Annotated in this window: 11 protein-coding genes and 1 riboswitch; of the genes, 7 read left to right on the top strand and 4 right to left on the bottom strand. The window is 36.1% G+C overall.

Annotated features, from left to right (window positions below; genetic code table 11):
- The first annotated feature begins 172 nt into the window (after positions 1-172).
- From BN1066_RS01095 to BN1066_RS01070, 6 genes are all read left to right on the top strand, one after another.
- Entirely contained in the window at positions 173-1,522 is a 1,350-nt protein-coding gene (locus tag BN1066_RS01095; protein ID WP_143695714.1) for an MATE family efflux transporter, read from the top strand.
- A 571-nt stretch (positions 1,523-2,093) separates the two neighbouring features.
- Positions 2,094-2,408 carry a hydrolase gene (locus BN1066_RS01090; protein ID WP_077317678.1) on the top strand — a complete coding sequence of 105 codons (315 nt, stop codon included), beginning with the start codon at positions 2,094-2,096 and terminating at the stop codon, positions 2,406-2,408.
- 300 nt (positions 2,409-2,708) lie between these two features.
- Complete coding sequence (locus tag BN1066_RS01085) at positions 2,709-3,242, top strand: hypothetical protein (RefSeq protein WP_077317677.1); 534 nt, start codon at positions 2,709-2,711, stop codon at positions 3,240-3,242.
- Between the two features lie 30 nt (positions 3,243-3,272).
- Positions 3,273-3,740 carry an RNA deprotection pyrophosphohydrolase gene (ytkD, locus tag BN1066_RS01080; RefSeq protein ID WP_077317676.1) on the top strand — a complete coding sequence of 156 codons (468 nt, stop codon included), beginning with the start codon at positions 3,273-3,275 and terminating at the stop codon, positions 3,738-3,740.
- A 993-nt stretch (positions 3,741-4,733) separates the two neighbouring features.
- The gene (locus BN1066_RS01075) at positions 4,734-5,915 is read left to right on the top strand and encodes an NRAMP family divalent metal transporter (protein WP_245799673.1); all 1,182 of its coding nucleotides are present in this window, start codon (positions 4,734-4,736) and stop codon (positions 5,913-5,915) included.
- A gap of 29 nt (positions 5,916-5,944) precedes the next feature.
- Positions 5,945-6,736, top strand: a complete 792-nt coding sequence (locus BN1066_RS01070) for a putative hydro-lyase (RefSeq protein ID WP_077317672.1) — start codon at positions 5,945-5,947, stop codon at positions 6,734-6,736.
- Positions 6,737-6,857: 121 nt separating this feature from the next.
- Here the strand turns inward: BN1066_RS01070 and BN1066_RS01065 are convergent, their stop codons facing one another.
- The 4 genes from BN1066_RS01065 to pckA all read right to left on the bottom strand — a co-directional run bounded on the left by BN1066_RS01065 (position 6,858) and on the right by pckA (position 11,329).
- Complete coding sequence (locus tag BN1066_RS01065; protein WP_077317670.1) at positions 6,858-7,673, bottom strand: ABC transporter permease; 816 nt, start codon at positions 7,671-7,673, stop codon at positions 6,858-6,860.
- Positions 7,663-8,469 carry an ABC transporter ATP-binding protein gene (locus BN1066_RS01060; RefSeq protein WP_077317668.1) on the bottom strand — a complete coding sequence of 269 codons (807 nt, stop codon included), beginning with the start codon at positions 8,467-8,469 and terminating at the stop codon, positions 7,663-7,665. Before BN1066_RS01060 ends, BN1066_RS01065 begins: the two co-directional genes overlap by 11 nt.
- Positions 8,470-8,481: 12 nt before the next feature.
- On the bottom strand, positions 8,482-9,468 hold the full coding sequence (locus BN1066_RS01055; protein WP_077317667.1) for an ABC transporter substrate-binding protein: 987 nt from the start codon (positions 9,466-9,468) through the stop codon (positions 8,482-8,484).
- Between the two features lie 274 nt (positions 9,469-9,742).
- Positions 9,743-11,329, bottom strand: coding sequence for a phosphoenolpyruvate carboxykinase (ATP) (gene pckA / locus BN1066_RS01050; protein ID WP_077317666.1), 1,587 nt, complete (start codon positions 11,327-11,329; stop codon positions 9,743-9,745).
- A 260-nt stretch (positions 11,330-11,589) separates the two neighbouring features.
- Positions 11,590-11,699: riboswitch (SAM riboswitch) on the top strand.
- 741 nt (positions 11,700-12,440) lie between these two features.
- On the opposite strand from pckA, the gene metK reads away from it, so the two are divergent.
- Positions 12,441-13,640: a methionine adenosyltransferase gene (metK, locus tag BN1066_RS01045; RefSeq protein ID WP_077317665.1), complete on the top strand. Its 1,200-nt coding sequence runs from the start codon at positions 12,441-12,443 to the stop codon at positions 13,638-13,640.
- Positions 13,641-13,914: the final 274 nt, after the last annotated feature.

Raw genomic sequence — 13,914 nt, 5'->3', positions numbered from 1 at the left:
ATTCCATGCGTTATTTTTGACTCAACAATAACTCAGAACAGTTACTCCGGAATGTATAAAGAAAAACTTGAGGGAGAAAATCCGATAATTACTTTTAAAGATTTTAAAATAGACTTTTTTCGAATACAAAATTAGAATAGATATATTAGTCAAGGTTTGGGGGGGGATTGTTGTGAGTATTGTAGAAGAAAGATTGGGAAAACAATCAGTGAAAAAGAGCTTTTTCCAGTACTTCCTTCCAACTATTTTCGGAATGATGCTTATGTCTGTTAATATTGTTATTGACGGAATTTTTGTTGGGAATGGAGTAGGTTCAGTTGCTTTGGCAAGTGTTAATATAGCTGTTCCTGTTTTCTCCATTTTTATTTCTATTGCTTTATTAATTGGGGTTGGTGGAGGGACTTTATATTCTATAGCAGTTGGGGCAGGAGACAAAGAAAAAGGAAAACGATTATTTACTATTTCGTTTGCTCTGATTACAATCATCACAATTATTATAGCTGTCATTGGATTTATTTTTATCGAACCGTTAGCTAAGCTATTTGGTGCGAATGCTGAGACCTTATCGTATGCATTAGACTATATGCGGATATTGTTTATTTTTTCACCTATTTTAGCTTGGGAGACTTGTCTGAGCATTTTTGTACGTAATGATGGCGATCCGCAACTGGCAATGATTGGGTTAGTGGTTTCAGCTATTGTCAATATTATTCTTAACTATATTATGATTTTTGTTGTTAAGTGGGAAGTAACGGGAGCGGCAGTTGCAACAATGATTGCTACACTTATTGGGTTGCTTATCTATACACTTCATTTTTTTAAAAAAGGTTCCGGATTAAAATTTACTACATTTAAATGGAATAAGCGTGATCTTACACAAATTTCCACCATTGGCTTCCCTAGTTTTATGTCTGAGGCAGGGATTGGAATATTTGTAATCGGGTATAATATAGCTATAGCACATTATGCAGGTACGAATGGGATAGCAGCATTTTCTGTTATCAATTATTTGCATACATTTATGTTGTTAGCCTTTATTGGCATCGGTTCATCTATTCAGCCAATGATTAGTTACTATTATGGGGCAAAGAAATATACTTCTATTAAGCAAACAGTAAAAATAGCAGAAGTAACAGGAATTCTTCTCGGTGTATTATTTTTGGGTATCGGATATATTGGTGCTGACCTATTAGTATCAATTTTTGGTGTAGAGACGGAAGAAATACAAGAACTTGCTGTAAAAGGGATAAAACTGTTTTTCCTTGGTTACTTATTTATGGGAATTAATTTTATTTACATGACATATTACCAATCTATTGGCTATGTTCGCCCATCTGTAGGTATAACCCTATTTCGTGGATTTATCTTATTGATTGCTATGTTGCTATTCTTACCTATGCTATTTGGTACAGCAGGGGTATGGTTGGCTTTACCAGTAACAGAAGCACTTGTAGCACTGGTGCTTTTGTTTGTAGCTCGAAAAGGAGTAATGAGAAATCAATTTGATTCGCGAGGGTTCTAAATTGATTTCGTTTTCGACGATTGTTAAATATTCGGTTTAGAAAAGGTATAACTTTTGTTCTATTTTAGGAAAGCATAAAAATTTTAGGGTTTATCGTATAAGAAAACTACAGCTTTCGCTAAAGACTTGCAGACAAGCCAAGTCTTTCTAAGAATGCAGACTCGCCACTTTTGGCGAGTTTTTTATTTTCTTTATCCGAATATAGGGAGCCGTAAAACTACGACTTAAAGATTAATTTAAACGTTTAAATCGGAGTAACAGCACCTAAATCCCCGACTGGTTCAGAGGCCTTTAGGTGGTTATCCCCTTGGGGTACTGATATTTCTTGGGAAAAACGTTTCACGAAATGAAGTTGCCTTAAAGATCTCTAGTTTGTAAATCGCTAACCATGCGCTTGCTTTTTAGTTCTGGTGTCACCATGTTATAAAGTCAGAAACACGAATTTTACATAACATTTATATTTTTATATAGACACACCAAGGCAATCTCCGTATCAGAAAAATAATACGAGCTAGGGTTGATACATGCTTTATCGGAATAATGGAACACTAGGCTATAGGAGGTGTTTGAAATGGAAAAACAAAAGTATTATATCCATATGGGGTCGGGCGAAATATCAAAAGAAAAGTATGGAAATAATGCAGAGTTTGTTATTTATGCTACGGATGATGATATCATCTTATTAAGGGATACGTTTAATGAAGTAAATGACGCTGGTATTAGAACTTTTTTTCGAGCTCATATTCCAGCTGTACCTTACCATAATGACCAGTCAAATGATGAATATGACAGCAACTTAGCAAAAGCATATAAAGTGGTGTATGAATTGGGAGATGAACAAACAAAAGCTCATATAAAACAGATGGGAATTTTAAATGATATATGAAAATAAAAGGCGAAGTTCTCCCTAAAAAGGTTATTTTGACAAAAATGCCCTTTATATACACATTATTAAAGCTTGAGTGGTAGTAAAAATTATAAAAGCAATAGCAAATGAGGTGAGATAAAGGTTGCCCATGCTGCTAAATCGTTTTTTGTTTTAAAATTAGTAGGCTTCTATAAAACGAGTGGATTACTTATTGAGATTTTGTGGGAACATCATAAAAGGATAAATTTGTGCATAGATGTTTATAATTTTCGGCTAACAGGAATAGACTAGTAAATAAGTATCCACGGGAGGCTTACTATGAAAAATAAACGCTTTTTTCTATTCAATGTCGTGGCTATTAGTTCAGTTATATTGGCTTTTTTATTTTTTACCATAAAGACAACTACACCGGCAGCTGCAAATAATGAGCAAATAAAAGGCCCGGAACCTAACGACCAAACAGAGGTAAAAGATCTGAGTCATGAGGAAATAATTAAATTATCACACCAGTTTATAAATATCCTTCTGCAACCAGTTGATGCTAAATATCGAGTCGAAAATTACCAAACAAAAGGGGATTTATACCAAAAATTTAACACAATATCTTATCAAAAAGTTGCTGAACCTTACGTAGAGTATTATTATAAGGAAAAAGAGGATGGATTATACCTTCGACCTACAAGTGCGCCACCTTGGTTTAAACAGGATAAGCCATACGAGGTTGTTAAGGAGTCGGATAATAAGGTTAAGATAAAGCAAAAAAATAAATCCGATATTTATGGAAATTACACGATTGAAATCGAATTTACCTTTACCGATCAGTGGAGAATTACAAATATCCATCATAGTTAAATGAAGTTTAGGAAAAGGCGTTGAAATGAAATGTACACTTTTAAAGATTACTATAACAACGAAGTTAAATTATCCTTTAAACATCAACCCTTTTCTAAAAAACCTCTTCATGTTTGGGTGATATGTAAGTATCAACAAAAATGGCTATTAACCAAACATAAAGAAAGAGGACTTGAATTTCCGGGTGGAAAAGTAGAAAAAGGGGAAACAGCCAAACAAGCTGCTATTCGTGAAGTCAAAGAAGAAACAGGAGCAGTGGTTGATAAAATTTATTATATTGGACAATACTTTGTTTCTGGTAAAACAGAGAATGTAATAAAAAACATCTACTTTGCTTCGATTCAAGCATTGAAATATCAGAATACTTATTACGAGACTGAAGGCCCGGTTTTATTAGCTGAACTTCCTGCTAATATCAAATATCGAAATGATTATAGTTTTATGATGAAAGATGGAGTGTTAGAGCACTGCATGACATATATTGAGAAGTATTTTTAAAAAAGAGTATGTCTTATAATTTTTGAGTCAAAAATACGCAAATGTTTTATTTGCGTATTTTTTGCTGTTCAGGAAATGATATCCGTTTCTATATGGACAATCTCTTAGCATAAGCGCTCAAACCGTAACAAACTTTTGCTAAAGAGCAATTAAACTATTGTTCTTGCACGGAGAAGTTTAGATTGCAACTTGAGTTTTGTTTCACTTAAGAAAGCCCAACGGAATAAGGTTTCCTATATTCAAACGCTTACTATTTGTTAAACACTTCACAAACTATTAGTTATATGATAAAATATTCTTACTTTTTTATTTAAATAAGTGTCTAAGTTCTGAATAAAGGAATGATTGGCAATGATTTGACAACAAAAAGATATTCGTATAAAAGAAGGGCTGAAAGTTACCTTGCTAAACAATTAAAGCGATTTTAATATTTTTACACACGTTCAAAAGTTGAACCCTATTCTGTCGTTTTTGACGAAACCGGTTTTGCTAAAATTTGAAAGAGATGTTAAAATCGTCAACATCTGATTTACATTAACAGAAGAAAGGCACTTATTTCGGTGCAAGTCACATACAGGAGAGGTTTAAAAGTTTAATTAACTAACAGCTGTCAGCCATTAAGAAGTGTATTGGTTCAATTAAAATGGTCATAGAAAACTAAAATGTATATTAAAGTTGCTTCATTTGACTTCTCACTTCGTTCAATATATGGTAATGATCTCACCTCAATAATATACCTCATTTTTTGTAGTAATCCCCAGCCTAATATCTTAAGTAAACAAAAAAGGGGATAACAATGAACCAGCTCATGGATGTAAATTTCACTATTTTTTGTTATATAAAGTTTCATTTCTATTAATTTAGATGGAAAAAGATGATCTGGATAATTCAAAGTATTCCTATTAATCCTAAAAAACTGAAAAGGTGTGATTTGGAATGAAGGAAAAGACACAAATAATAGATTTAACTATAGAAACGCCAGAAACGCCAAAAATGAAGACAAGAAGTGTACTGCTTGGGGCAGCTTTTTTAATGGCTACCTCGTCAATTGGACCGGGTTTTTTAACCCAAACAACTGTTTTCACCCAACAATTAGCAGCTAGTTTTGCTTTTGTTATTCTGATCTCGCTAATTCTAGATGTTTTTGTCCAAGTAAATGTATGGCGAATTATTGCGGTATCGGGATTACGTGGACACGAAATTGCGGATAAAGTATTACCAGGTCTTGGGCTTTTATTATCTATTTTAATAGTTATTGGTGGTCTGGCTTTTAATATTGGTAATGTCGCTGGGGCTGGACTTGGTTTAAATGCTATGCTAGGACTTCATCCAGTTGTAGGTGCTGTCATTAGTTCAATTTTTGCGATCATGATTTTTCTTATTAAAGAAGCTGGTCATGTGATGGATAAACTAACCCAAATTGCTGGTGGAATTATGATTCTGCTTATGTTATATGTTGCTTTTACAACCTCTCCTCCAGTAGGAGATGCTGTAATTAATACATTTAAACCTGAAACGATTGATATATTTGCTATCGTTACGCTTGTAGGAGGTTCTGTTGGCGGATATATTACATTTGCTGGTGGGCATCGTTTATTAGATGCAGGTATAAAAGGAGCTCATTCTCTTCCCGAAGTGACAAAAAGCTCTGTTACTGGGATCGTTGTAGCAGGAGTGATGCGTGTAGCGCTTTTTTTAGCAGTGTTAGGTGTTGTCTCCCAGGGACTAGCAATTGATTCTGGAAATCCGGCAGCCTCCGTTTTTGAGTTAGCTGCAGGTAATGTTGGGTATCGAATTTTCGGTGTGATTATGTGGGCTGCATCAATTACTTCTGTGGTAGGAGCAGCGTATACATCGGTTTCTTTTATTCGGACATTGCACCCAATCATTGAGAAATATCAAAATATAGTGATTATTTTATTTATAATTGTATCATCAGGTACGTTTGCCTTAATAGGAAAACCGGTAAATGTATTAATTTTAGCAGGAGCGTTAAATGCACTTGTTTTACCACTTGCTTTAGGAACGATTTTAATAGGAGCTTATAAAAAAGATGTTGTAGGTGACTATAAGCAACCGCTTTGGTTAACGATAGCAGGAGTAATTGTTGTACTGGGAATGAGCTATTTGGCTATTTTAACAGTGTTAGAGCAAATTCCCAAGCTTTTAGGATAAATGAAACTGGATGAAGCGGAGGAACGATTATGGAAAACACAGCCAGGTTAAGTGGATCAGAAGTGAGAATGCTAATTAGAGAGAAGCAAATATCGGGGTCGACTGCAGGAATGGCAGGAGGCTTTGCTCAGGCTAATTTAGTAGTTCTAAAAAAAGAGTACGCATTTGATTTTTTATTATTCTGTCAACGTAACCCCAAGCCATGTCCAATATTGAATGTGACGGATATTGGTTCCTACGAGCCAAAACAAATAGCAGAAAACGCTGATATTCGATTAGACATCCCGAAGTATCGTATCTATAAAAACGGATCATTCATGGAAGAGGTGACAGATATAACAGCGTATTGGGAAGAAGATATGGTGGCTTTTTTATTAGGATGCAGTTTTACGTTCGAAACTTCGCTATTAAATGATGGTATTTCGATAAGACATATTGAAGAAAATTGCAATGTACCTATGTATAAAACAAATATTCCTTGCGAAGAAGCAGGAATATTTAGTGGACCAATGGTTGTAAGTATGCGACCTATGACTAATAACGATGCGATTCGTGCGGTGCAAATTACTTCTAGATATCCAGCTGTTCATGGAGCACCAGTTCATTTTGGTGACCCTAGTGAAATCGGTATACAAGATCTTTCAACCCCTGACTTTGGAGATGCAGTTACTATAAAAGAAGGGGAAATCCCTGTTTTTTGGGCATGTGGTGTAACGCCGCAAGCAGTTGCTATGCAAAGTAAACCATCCGTGATGATTACACATGCTCCTGGGTGTATGTTTATAAGTGATATAAGAGATGAAACATTAAGTGTCATTTAGAAGGTATTCTAAATTCGTCTAATTGTCATTGATGAGGGTATAGTTTTGATACTCGCTCATCATTAGGATAAATAAAAGAGGCTTCCATCAATTATCAGCGTTAATGGAAGCCTCAAATTCATTAAAACGAACTGGAATGTTTAATTATCCAGCGCTCCAACCGCTCAACAAGCTTATACATCACAGCTGCAAAGATCGCAATTAGTACTAAACTCGTCATTACGAGTGAAAAGTCAAATACTTGAAAACCATAGATAATTAAATAACCTAATCCTTGTTTAGAGACGAGAAACTCTCCAACTATTACACCTACCCAAGAAAGCCCAACATTTACTTTTAACGTAGAAATCATGGTTGGCAGTGTGGCAGGAAAAATAGCGTGTTGAAACATTTGCCGTTTGCTTGCTCCAAAGCTTTTTAACACTGTTCCGTAATTTGGGTCGACTTCATTAAAGGCAGAGTAGACAACTAATGTTGTAATGATAACAGAAATGATTGCCCCCATTGCAATGATTGAAATATATCCAGGTCCTAGGGCAACGATAATAATTGGACCTAATGCCACCTTTGGCATGGCATTCATAATAACAAGGTAAGGATCAAGGATATTTGATAGTCGATTAGAAAACCATAATGAAACGGCAAGGAAAGTACCTGCAACCGTTCCAATTACGAAGCCGGCGACTGTTTCTAATAGAGTTACTTGCATATGAGATAACAAAGAGCCATCGTAAATTTTTTCAACAATTACCTTATAGATTGTTGTCGGTGAACTAAATAGCAATGGATCAATCCAATACAATCGACTGGCCAGTTCCCAAAGAATAATAAAGCTGATAAGTATACCAATTTGCCATATATATACTATTTTTCTTTCTCGTTTTACACTACGCAAATAGTGCTGAAAAAATTGTTCATCTGTTTTTTTATACTTCATTATTTGTCATCGCCTCCTTTTTTGGGAAATTCCCTTCTCGACTGTCCAGTTCATTCCATACTTTATCGAATAGAATTTCAAATTTTGGATGGCGTCTTGCAAAGAGTGGTCCTTCCTGTCTTATCTCAATAGGAACTTCAAACACTTTTGAAATGGTTCCTGGATTCGTACCCATTACTAAAATTCGATCACTCATAGCGATTGCTTCACTAATGTCATGGGTAACAAGTACCGTTGTTTTTTTGTAGCTTTTTAGTAATGTTGAGACGAGTTCCTCTAACTTTAATTTGGTTTGATAATCTAAAGCTGAAAAAGGTTCATCGAATAATAAAATTTTTGGATGGTTGATTAGTGTTCTTACAAGGGCGGCTCGTTGGCGCATTCCTCCGGAGAGGGAAGGCGGGTACTTAGTGACTACATTTTTTAGTCCAACCTCATGTAATAAAGATAAAGCTTTTTCTTGTACATCATGGGATAATGTTTTGCGTATTTTTGGTCCCAAAAGTACATTATCTAAAATTGTTTTCCACGGAAATAAATAATCTTGTTGCAGCATGTAACCAATTTCCGAAGAGGGCAAGTCAATCATTTGCTGCTCTAACTTTACCTTACCTTCCGTGGGTTTTATTATACCGGCAATGATCGATAGTATAGTTGATTTACCGCAGCCGCTTGGTCCTAATAACGATATAAATTCTCCCTCTTCAATGGAAAAGGATACATTATCTAATGCTTTAGTAAAGCCCTGTTCTGAAAAATAATGATGCGTTATTTTTTCTAAGGTTAAAAATGACATTGTTCCTCCTCCTTAATCATTTAAAACGTCTTCAGCAAACGTTGTATTTACTAACTCTTCATAATCTGCGTCTACAGGAAGTTCACCAGCCTCTTTCATAATAGCTTTTAGACTATTCCATTCATCTTTATCTAATACGGGGTCTGTTGCAAAAGAACCTTGGCTTTTATACCGATCAACGGAAGCAGTAAGAATATCTAAATCTGTATCTTCAAAATATGGGTGGATTACTTTAGCTATTTCTTCTGCAGAATGCTCCTCTACCCATTGTTGAGCTCGATATAAAGCTTTAGTGAATTTTTTTATTTCTGTGTCATTTTTATTTATATAGTTTTGCTTTGCCATGAAAACAGTATAGGGAACGGTTCCGGATTCTTCACCAAAAGATGCAACAATATGTCCTTTCCCTTCCTTTTCAAATATACTGGCGGTTGGTTCAAACAATTGAACATACGCTGCATCGCTTGAAGCGAATGCTCCTGGAATATTGGCAAATTCGATATTTTGCTGTAAATTTAAATCGATATGTGGATCAATACCGTTTTGCTTCAGTACATACTCGCCTACCATTTGTGGCATTCCACCTTTTCGCTGTCCTAAAAAGGTAGTACCTTTGATATCCTCCCAAGAGAAGTTCGGTTGCTTTTCTTTCGCAACTAAGAATGTACCATCTGTTTGTGTTAATTGAGCAAAGTTTATTGCGATTTCTTTGGAATCTTGAGCAAATACATAAATGGATGTTTCAGCACCAACTAGAGCGATATCAGCACCATCTGATAACAAAGTGGTCATTGTTTTATCTCCACCCCAAGTGGTTTGTAATTCGACATTTAATCCCTCTTCTTCAAAAAATCCTTTTTCCAGAGCAACATATTGTGGAGCGTAAAATAGTGAACGAGTTACTTCTGCTAATCGAATAGAAGAAGTTTCATCATTCGTGTTACAACCTGCTATAAATAAAAGTACTCCTAATAGCAGAATGAATAAATTTCTTTTCATTCTTTATGTGCTCCTTTCTTTAAAATAATATGTCAAAACAGTTTATGAATAGAGATAAAAATGTGTGAATGCCAGTACGTATTTATAGCGTTGCGCTTAGAAAAACTTGGCTTATCGCCAAGTCTTTATGGCTAAAGCTTATAGTAAGCCTAAAGTTTTATGCTTTCCTATAGTACAAAAAAAGCCGATCTCGAAGATTTACGAGATCGGCTTGCAGAAAAACTGCAGTATTAGCTTTTATATAAAAATTCCTTTTGGGATGAGGAAACAATTTTTAACCCCGGTATGCCGGGCCAGCGTTGACGATATCTTCGTCTGCTTTGGTGAATTTCTTAAAGTTATTATGAAACTTCATGGCAAGCTCTTGTGCTGTTTTCTCATAAGCTGCTTTATCTTGCCATGTGTTTTTCGGAATTAACACTTCATCAGGAACTCCGGGTACATGCATCGGAATTTGCAACCCAAAGATGTCATCTTTCGTTGTTTCTGTCCCATTTAGCTCCCCTTCTAAAGCAGCATGAATCATAGCACGAGTATAGGAAAGCTTCATGCGTTTTCCTACACCATATGGGCCGCCAGTCCATCCAGTGTTAACAAGAAATACATTGGATTGATATGCATCAATTTTTTCTCCTAGCATTTCTGCATATTTGGAAGGAGCTAATGGCAAAAATGGTGCGCCAAAACAAGCTGAGAAAGTTGCTTGTGGTTCGGTAACTCCTCTTTCTGTACCTGCAAGCTTACTCGTATAACCACTTAAAAAGTGATACATCGCTTGTTCTTTCGTTAATTTACTGATTGGGGGAAGTGTTCCGGAAGCATCAGCAGTTAGAAAGATAATTGTATTCGGATGTCCAGCGATACTTGGTATTGCAATATTGTCAATGTTTTCTAACGGATATGCTGCACGTGTGTTTTCAGTTAAACTTGTGTCATCATAATCCGGAGATCTTGTATCTTCATGAAGCACAACATTTTCCAATACGGAACCAAATCGGATGGCATCATAGATTTGTGGCTCTTTATCTTGAGATAAGTTAATGCATTTTGCATAACACCCACCTTCAATGTTGAACACACCATTTGGCCCCCAACCGTGCTCATCATCACCAATTAAACGGCGGTAAGGATCTGCTGATAATGTTGTCTTCCCTGTTCCTGAAAGACCGAAAAATAAAGCGACGTCTCCTTCTTTTCCTACATTGGCAGAGCAGTGCATGGATAGTACATTCTGCTGTGGAAGTAAAAAGTTCATTATTGAAAAGATTGACTTTTTAATTTCACCAGCATACTCTGTTCCACCAATTAAAATAATTCGTTGTTTTAATGAAACAAGAATAAAGGCTTCTGAGTTCGTACCATCCACTTCTGGATCGGCTTTAAAAGTTGGTGCAGATAAAACTGTAAATTCCGGCTCATGTGTCTGAAGTTCTTCCTCTGTTGGAGTAATAAATAATTGACGGGCAAATAAATTATGCCAAGCAAACTCATTGATGACTTGTATTGGCAGTCGGTATTCATGATCTGCTCCCGCAAAGCCTTTGAATTGGAATATTTCCTGTTTATTTAGTAAATAATGAACGACTTTTTCGTAAAGCTTATTAAAAGTGGATTCCTCAATAGAGCGATTAACGGATCCCCAATCTACATAGTTTTCACTAATCTCATCTTTGACAACAAATTTATCTTTTGGAGAACGACCGGTATACGCTCCTGTAGTTGCTTGCACAGCACCTGTGGCTGATAATTTCCCTTCTTTTCTGGCGAGAACTTTTTCAACAAGCAACGGTACAGATAAATTTGCGTGTAAATTTGAATGTTTGTATAACTCGGTGACAAACGACTTTTCTACCATTTTCATTATAAATACCTGCCTTTTAAGTCAAATTGTATTCACGTTCTTTTTTAGAACGACTTCGATATCTTTAATATGTTTATTAGTATAACACATTTATTCGAATAGTCCATACTAATGTTGTTCAATTTTAAAAAAATCTTAATTTCATAATTGATCCAGTCATTTGTTAGTTATGATTTTATTATATGGAAAAAACATCGGTAAATACGGTGAAAATAGTTGACATCGTATGCTTCTTTCGATAAGCTGATTTGGAACGGATACTCTTATTCAGAGTTGGTGGAGGGACAGACCCGAGGAAGCCCAGCAACCATCACATTTAGTGAAAAGGTGCTAACCTGATGCAAGGACTTTTTTCCTTGAACAATAAGAGAGAAAGAGGCCAGTGACCCTTTCCTCATCAACAGTAGGAAAGGTTTTTTTATTGTCTAGGAAATCATAAAATTCTACAATGTGGATAACTTGTTTTGAAAAGTTTATTCGTCTAGCTCCATCGCTCATGCTAATAAACTTTAATCTTCTTCGTACGATAAGTCAACGTCGGCACGAATCTAAAGGAAGGTCGATGAAAATGGGCTTACTGCTCTGGTGTCGGCATACCCCTTGTTTTAGAGGTATAGGCATATTTTCTTTATTTCGGATGTAAGGAGCTATATTTTTCTCATTTCAAAGATCTGCTTATCATTTTGCAGCTTTATGAGAAAAACGGCTCCTAAATCTGCGATTCGTTTGGGGCGACATGCTTGAAAAAGAAGTACACTTTTTCTGCGTGCGGTGTATTGCTACCGTAGCGTACTCTGTCCTTGAAAAAGAAAAACGCTTTTTATCCGTGTGTGATGTGTCGCTTCCGAAGTTTTTCTCGTCCTGTTGTAATGCTGACATCAGTACGTCTTGCGCATCAAAGCTTCGATGAGACGGTGTCATTGTGTAGCGAAGTGTATGGAACTGATTACAGATTACATGAATGATTCCGGAAGCAGCATGTTGACCATACTACTTTTTTGAATATCCTCTAATTTGTAGGTTTTAAGTAAGTGCAACTAGCCAGATTGTAGTAATGTGCATATATGATAGATAGAGTTCCGTATTTGATTTTAAAGGAGGACGTAGCAATATGGCTACTAATCGACGTTTATTTACTTCTGAATCTGTAACAGAAGGACATCCTGACAAAATAGCTGATCAAATTTCAGATGCAATTTTAGATGAAATATTAAAATCTGATCCTTACGCTCGAGTTGCTTGTGAGACGGCAGTAACAACTGGACTTGTGCTCGTAGCAGGGGAGATTTCAACAACAACCTATGTAGATATACCAGCAATTGTCCGAAAAACCATTAAAGAAATTGGTTATACACGCGCCAAGTTTGGATTTGATGCAGAAACATGTGCAGTCTTAACAGCTATTGATGAGCAATCTCCTGATATTGCCGGTGGTGTTAATACGGCTTTGGAGGCACGTCAAGGAAAAATGAGTGAAGAGGAAATCGATGCTATTGGTGCTGGGGACCAAGGGCTAATGTTTGGATTTGCTTGTGATGAAACAGAGGAATTAATGCCTCTTCCGATTTCGTTAGCCCATAAATTAGCAAAGCGCCTGGCCGATGTTCGAAAAGATAAAATGCTGGCTTACTTGCGACCAGACGGAAAGACACAGGTGACCATCGAGTATGGTGAAAATGATGAGCCTGTACGGATTGATACGATCGTTATTTCTGCCCAACATCATCAGGATATTACACCGGAGCAAATTGAAAAAGATTTAATTGAACATGTTATTCGACCAGTAGTACCAACTCATCTTTTAGATGAAAAAACGAAATACTTTATTAATCCAACCGGTCGTTTTGTTATTGGCGGTCCCCAAGGGGATGCCGGCCTAACTGGACGTAAGATCATTGTTGACACTTATGGAGGGTACGCTAGACATGGCGGCGGTGCATTTAGTGGAAAAGATGCAACAAAAGTAGATCGATCTGCTGCATATGCCGCCAGATATGTAGCGAAAAACATTGTTGCAGCTGATATAGCAAAAACGTGTGAAGTACAGCTTGCTTATGCAATTGGCGTTGCAGAGCCTGTTTCCATTTCAATTAACACATTCGGGACAGGGAAGGTAAGTGAAGAAAAACTAGTAAACGCGGTAAGAAAATTATTTGATCTGCGTCCGGCTGGAATTATACGAATGCTTGATTTACAAAAGCCAATATTTAAAGACACAGCTGCGTATGGACATTTTGGACGTACAGATCATTCATTTCCGTGGGAAAAAACGGATAAAGTGGATGAGTTAAGATCCCTTACTAAAAAATGATTAAAAGCAGGCAGATTTAAACTGTTTAAAAGATATGATATTCCGTTTCAATCTGGAATTCATATCTTTTTTAATGTGTTAAGAAATAAGAAGTGTTAAGCGACTAGAAATGTATTTAGTCTGTAAAATTTTTTGCTTACAGGGCACAATGCTACAGACTTGTTGACTTAATTTCTGAGAATAACCTATTATTAGCTATTCGAATGTGTATCAGATTAGGTGAATTAATAAATAGGCGTCTTTTTTACCCTATAGGAAAGAATAAAAATTTAGG

The sequence above is a fragment of the Virgibacillus proomii genome, assembly GCF_900162615.1.
In the GTDB taxonomy this organism is placed as follows: Bacteria; Bacillota; Bacilli; order Bacillales; family Amphibacillaceae; genus Virgibacillus; species Virgibacillus proomii.
The sequence above is the reverse complement of the archived record's forward strand: the minus strand, read 5'-3'. Positions and strand labels throughout refer to the sequence as shown.

Bases quoted from the DNA above. Each gene is read 5' to 3' on its own strand.
- BN1066_RS01090 (WP_077317678.1), top strand. From the start codon at position 2,094: ATGGAAAAACAAAAGTATTATATCCATATGGGGTCGGGCGAAATATCA.
- BN1066_RS01085 (WP_077317677.1), top strand. From the start codon at position 2,709: ATGAAAAATAAACGCTTTTTTCTATTCAATGTCGTGGCTATTAGTTCA.
- ytkD (WP_077317676.1), top strand. From the start codon at position 3,273: ATGTACACTTTTAAAGATTACTATAACAACGAAGTTAAATTATCCTTT.
- BN1066_RS01075 (WP_245799673.1), top strand. From the start codon at position 4,734: ATGAAGACAAGAAGTGTACTGCTTGGGGCAGCTTTTTTAATGGCTACC.
- BN1066_RS01070 (WP_077317672.1), top strand. From the start codon at position 5,945: ATGGAAAACACAGCCAGGTTAAGTGGATCAGAAGTGAGAATGCTAATT.
- BN1066_RS01065 (WP_077317670.1), bottom strand. From the start codon at position 7,673: ATGAAGTATAAAAAAACAGATGAACAATTTTTTCAGCACTATTTGCGT.
- BN1066_RS01060 (WP_077317668.1), bottom strand. From the start codon at position 8,469: ATGTCATTTTTAACCTTAGAAAAAATAACGCATCATTATTTTTCAGAA.
- BN1066_RS01055 (WP_077317667.1), bottom strand. From the start codon at position 9,468: ATGAAAAGAAATTTATTCATTCTGCTATTAGGAGTACTTTTATTTATA.
- pckA (WP_077317666.1), bottom strand. From the start codon at position 11,329: ATGAAAATGGTAGAAAAGTCGTTTGTCACCGAGTTATACAAACATTCA.
- metK (WP_077317665.1), top strand. From the start codon at position 12,441: ATGGCTACTAATCGACGTTTATTTACTTCTGAATCTGTAACAGAAGGA.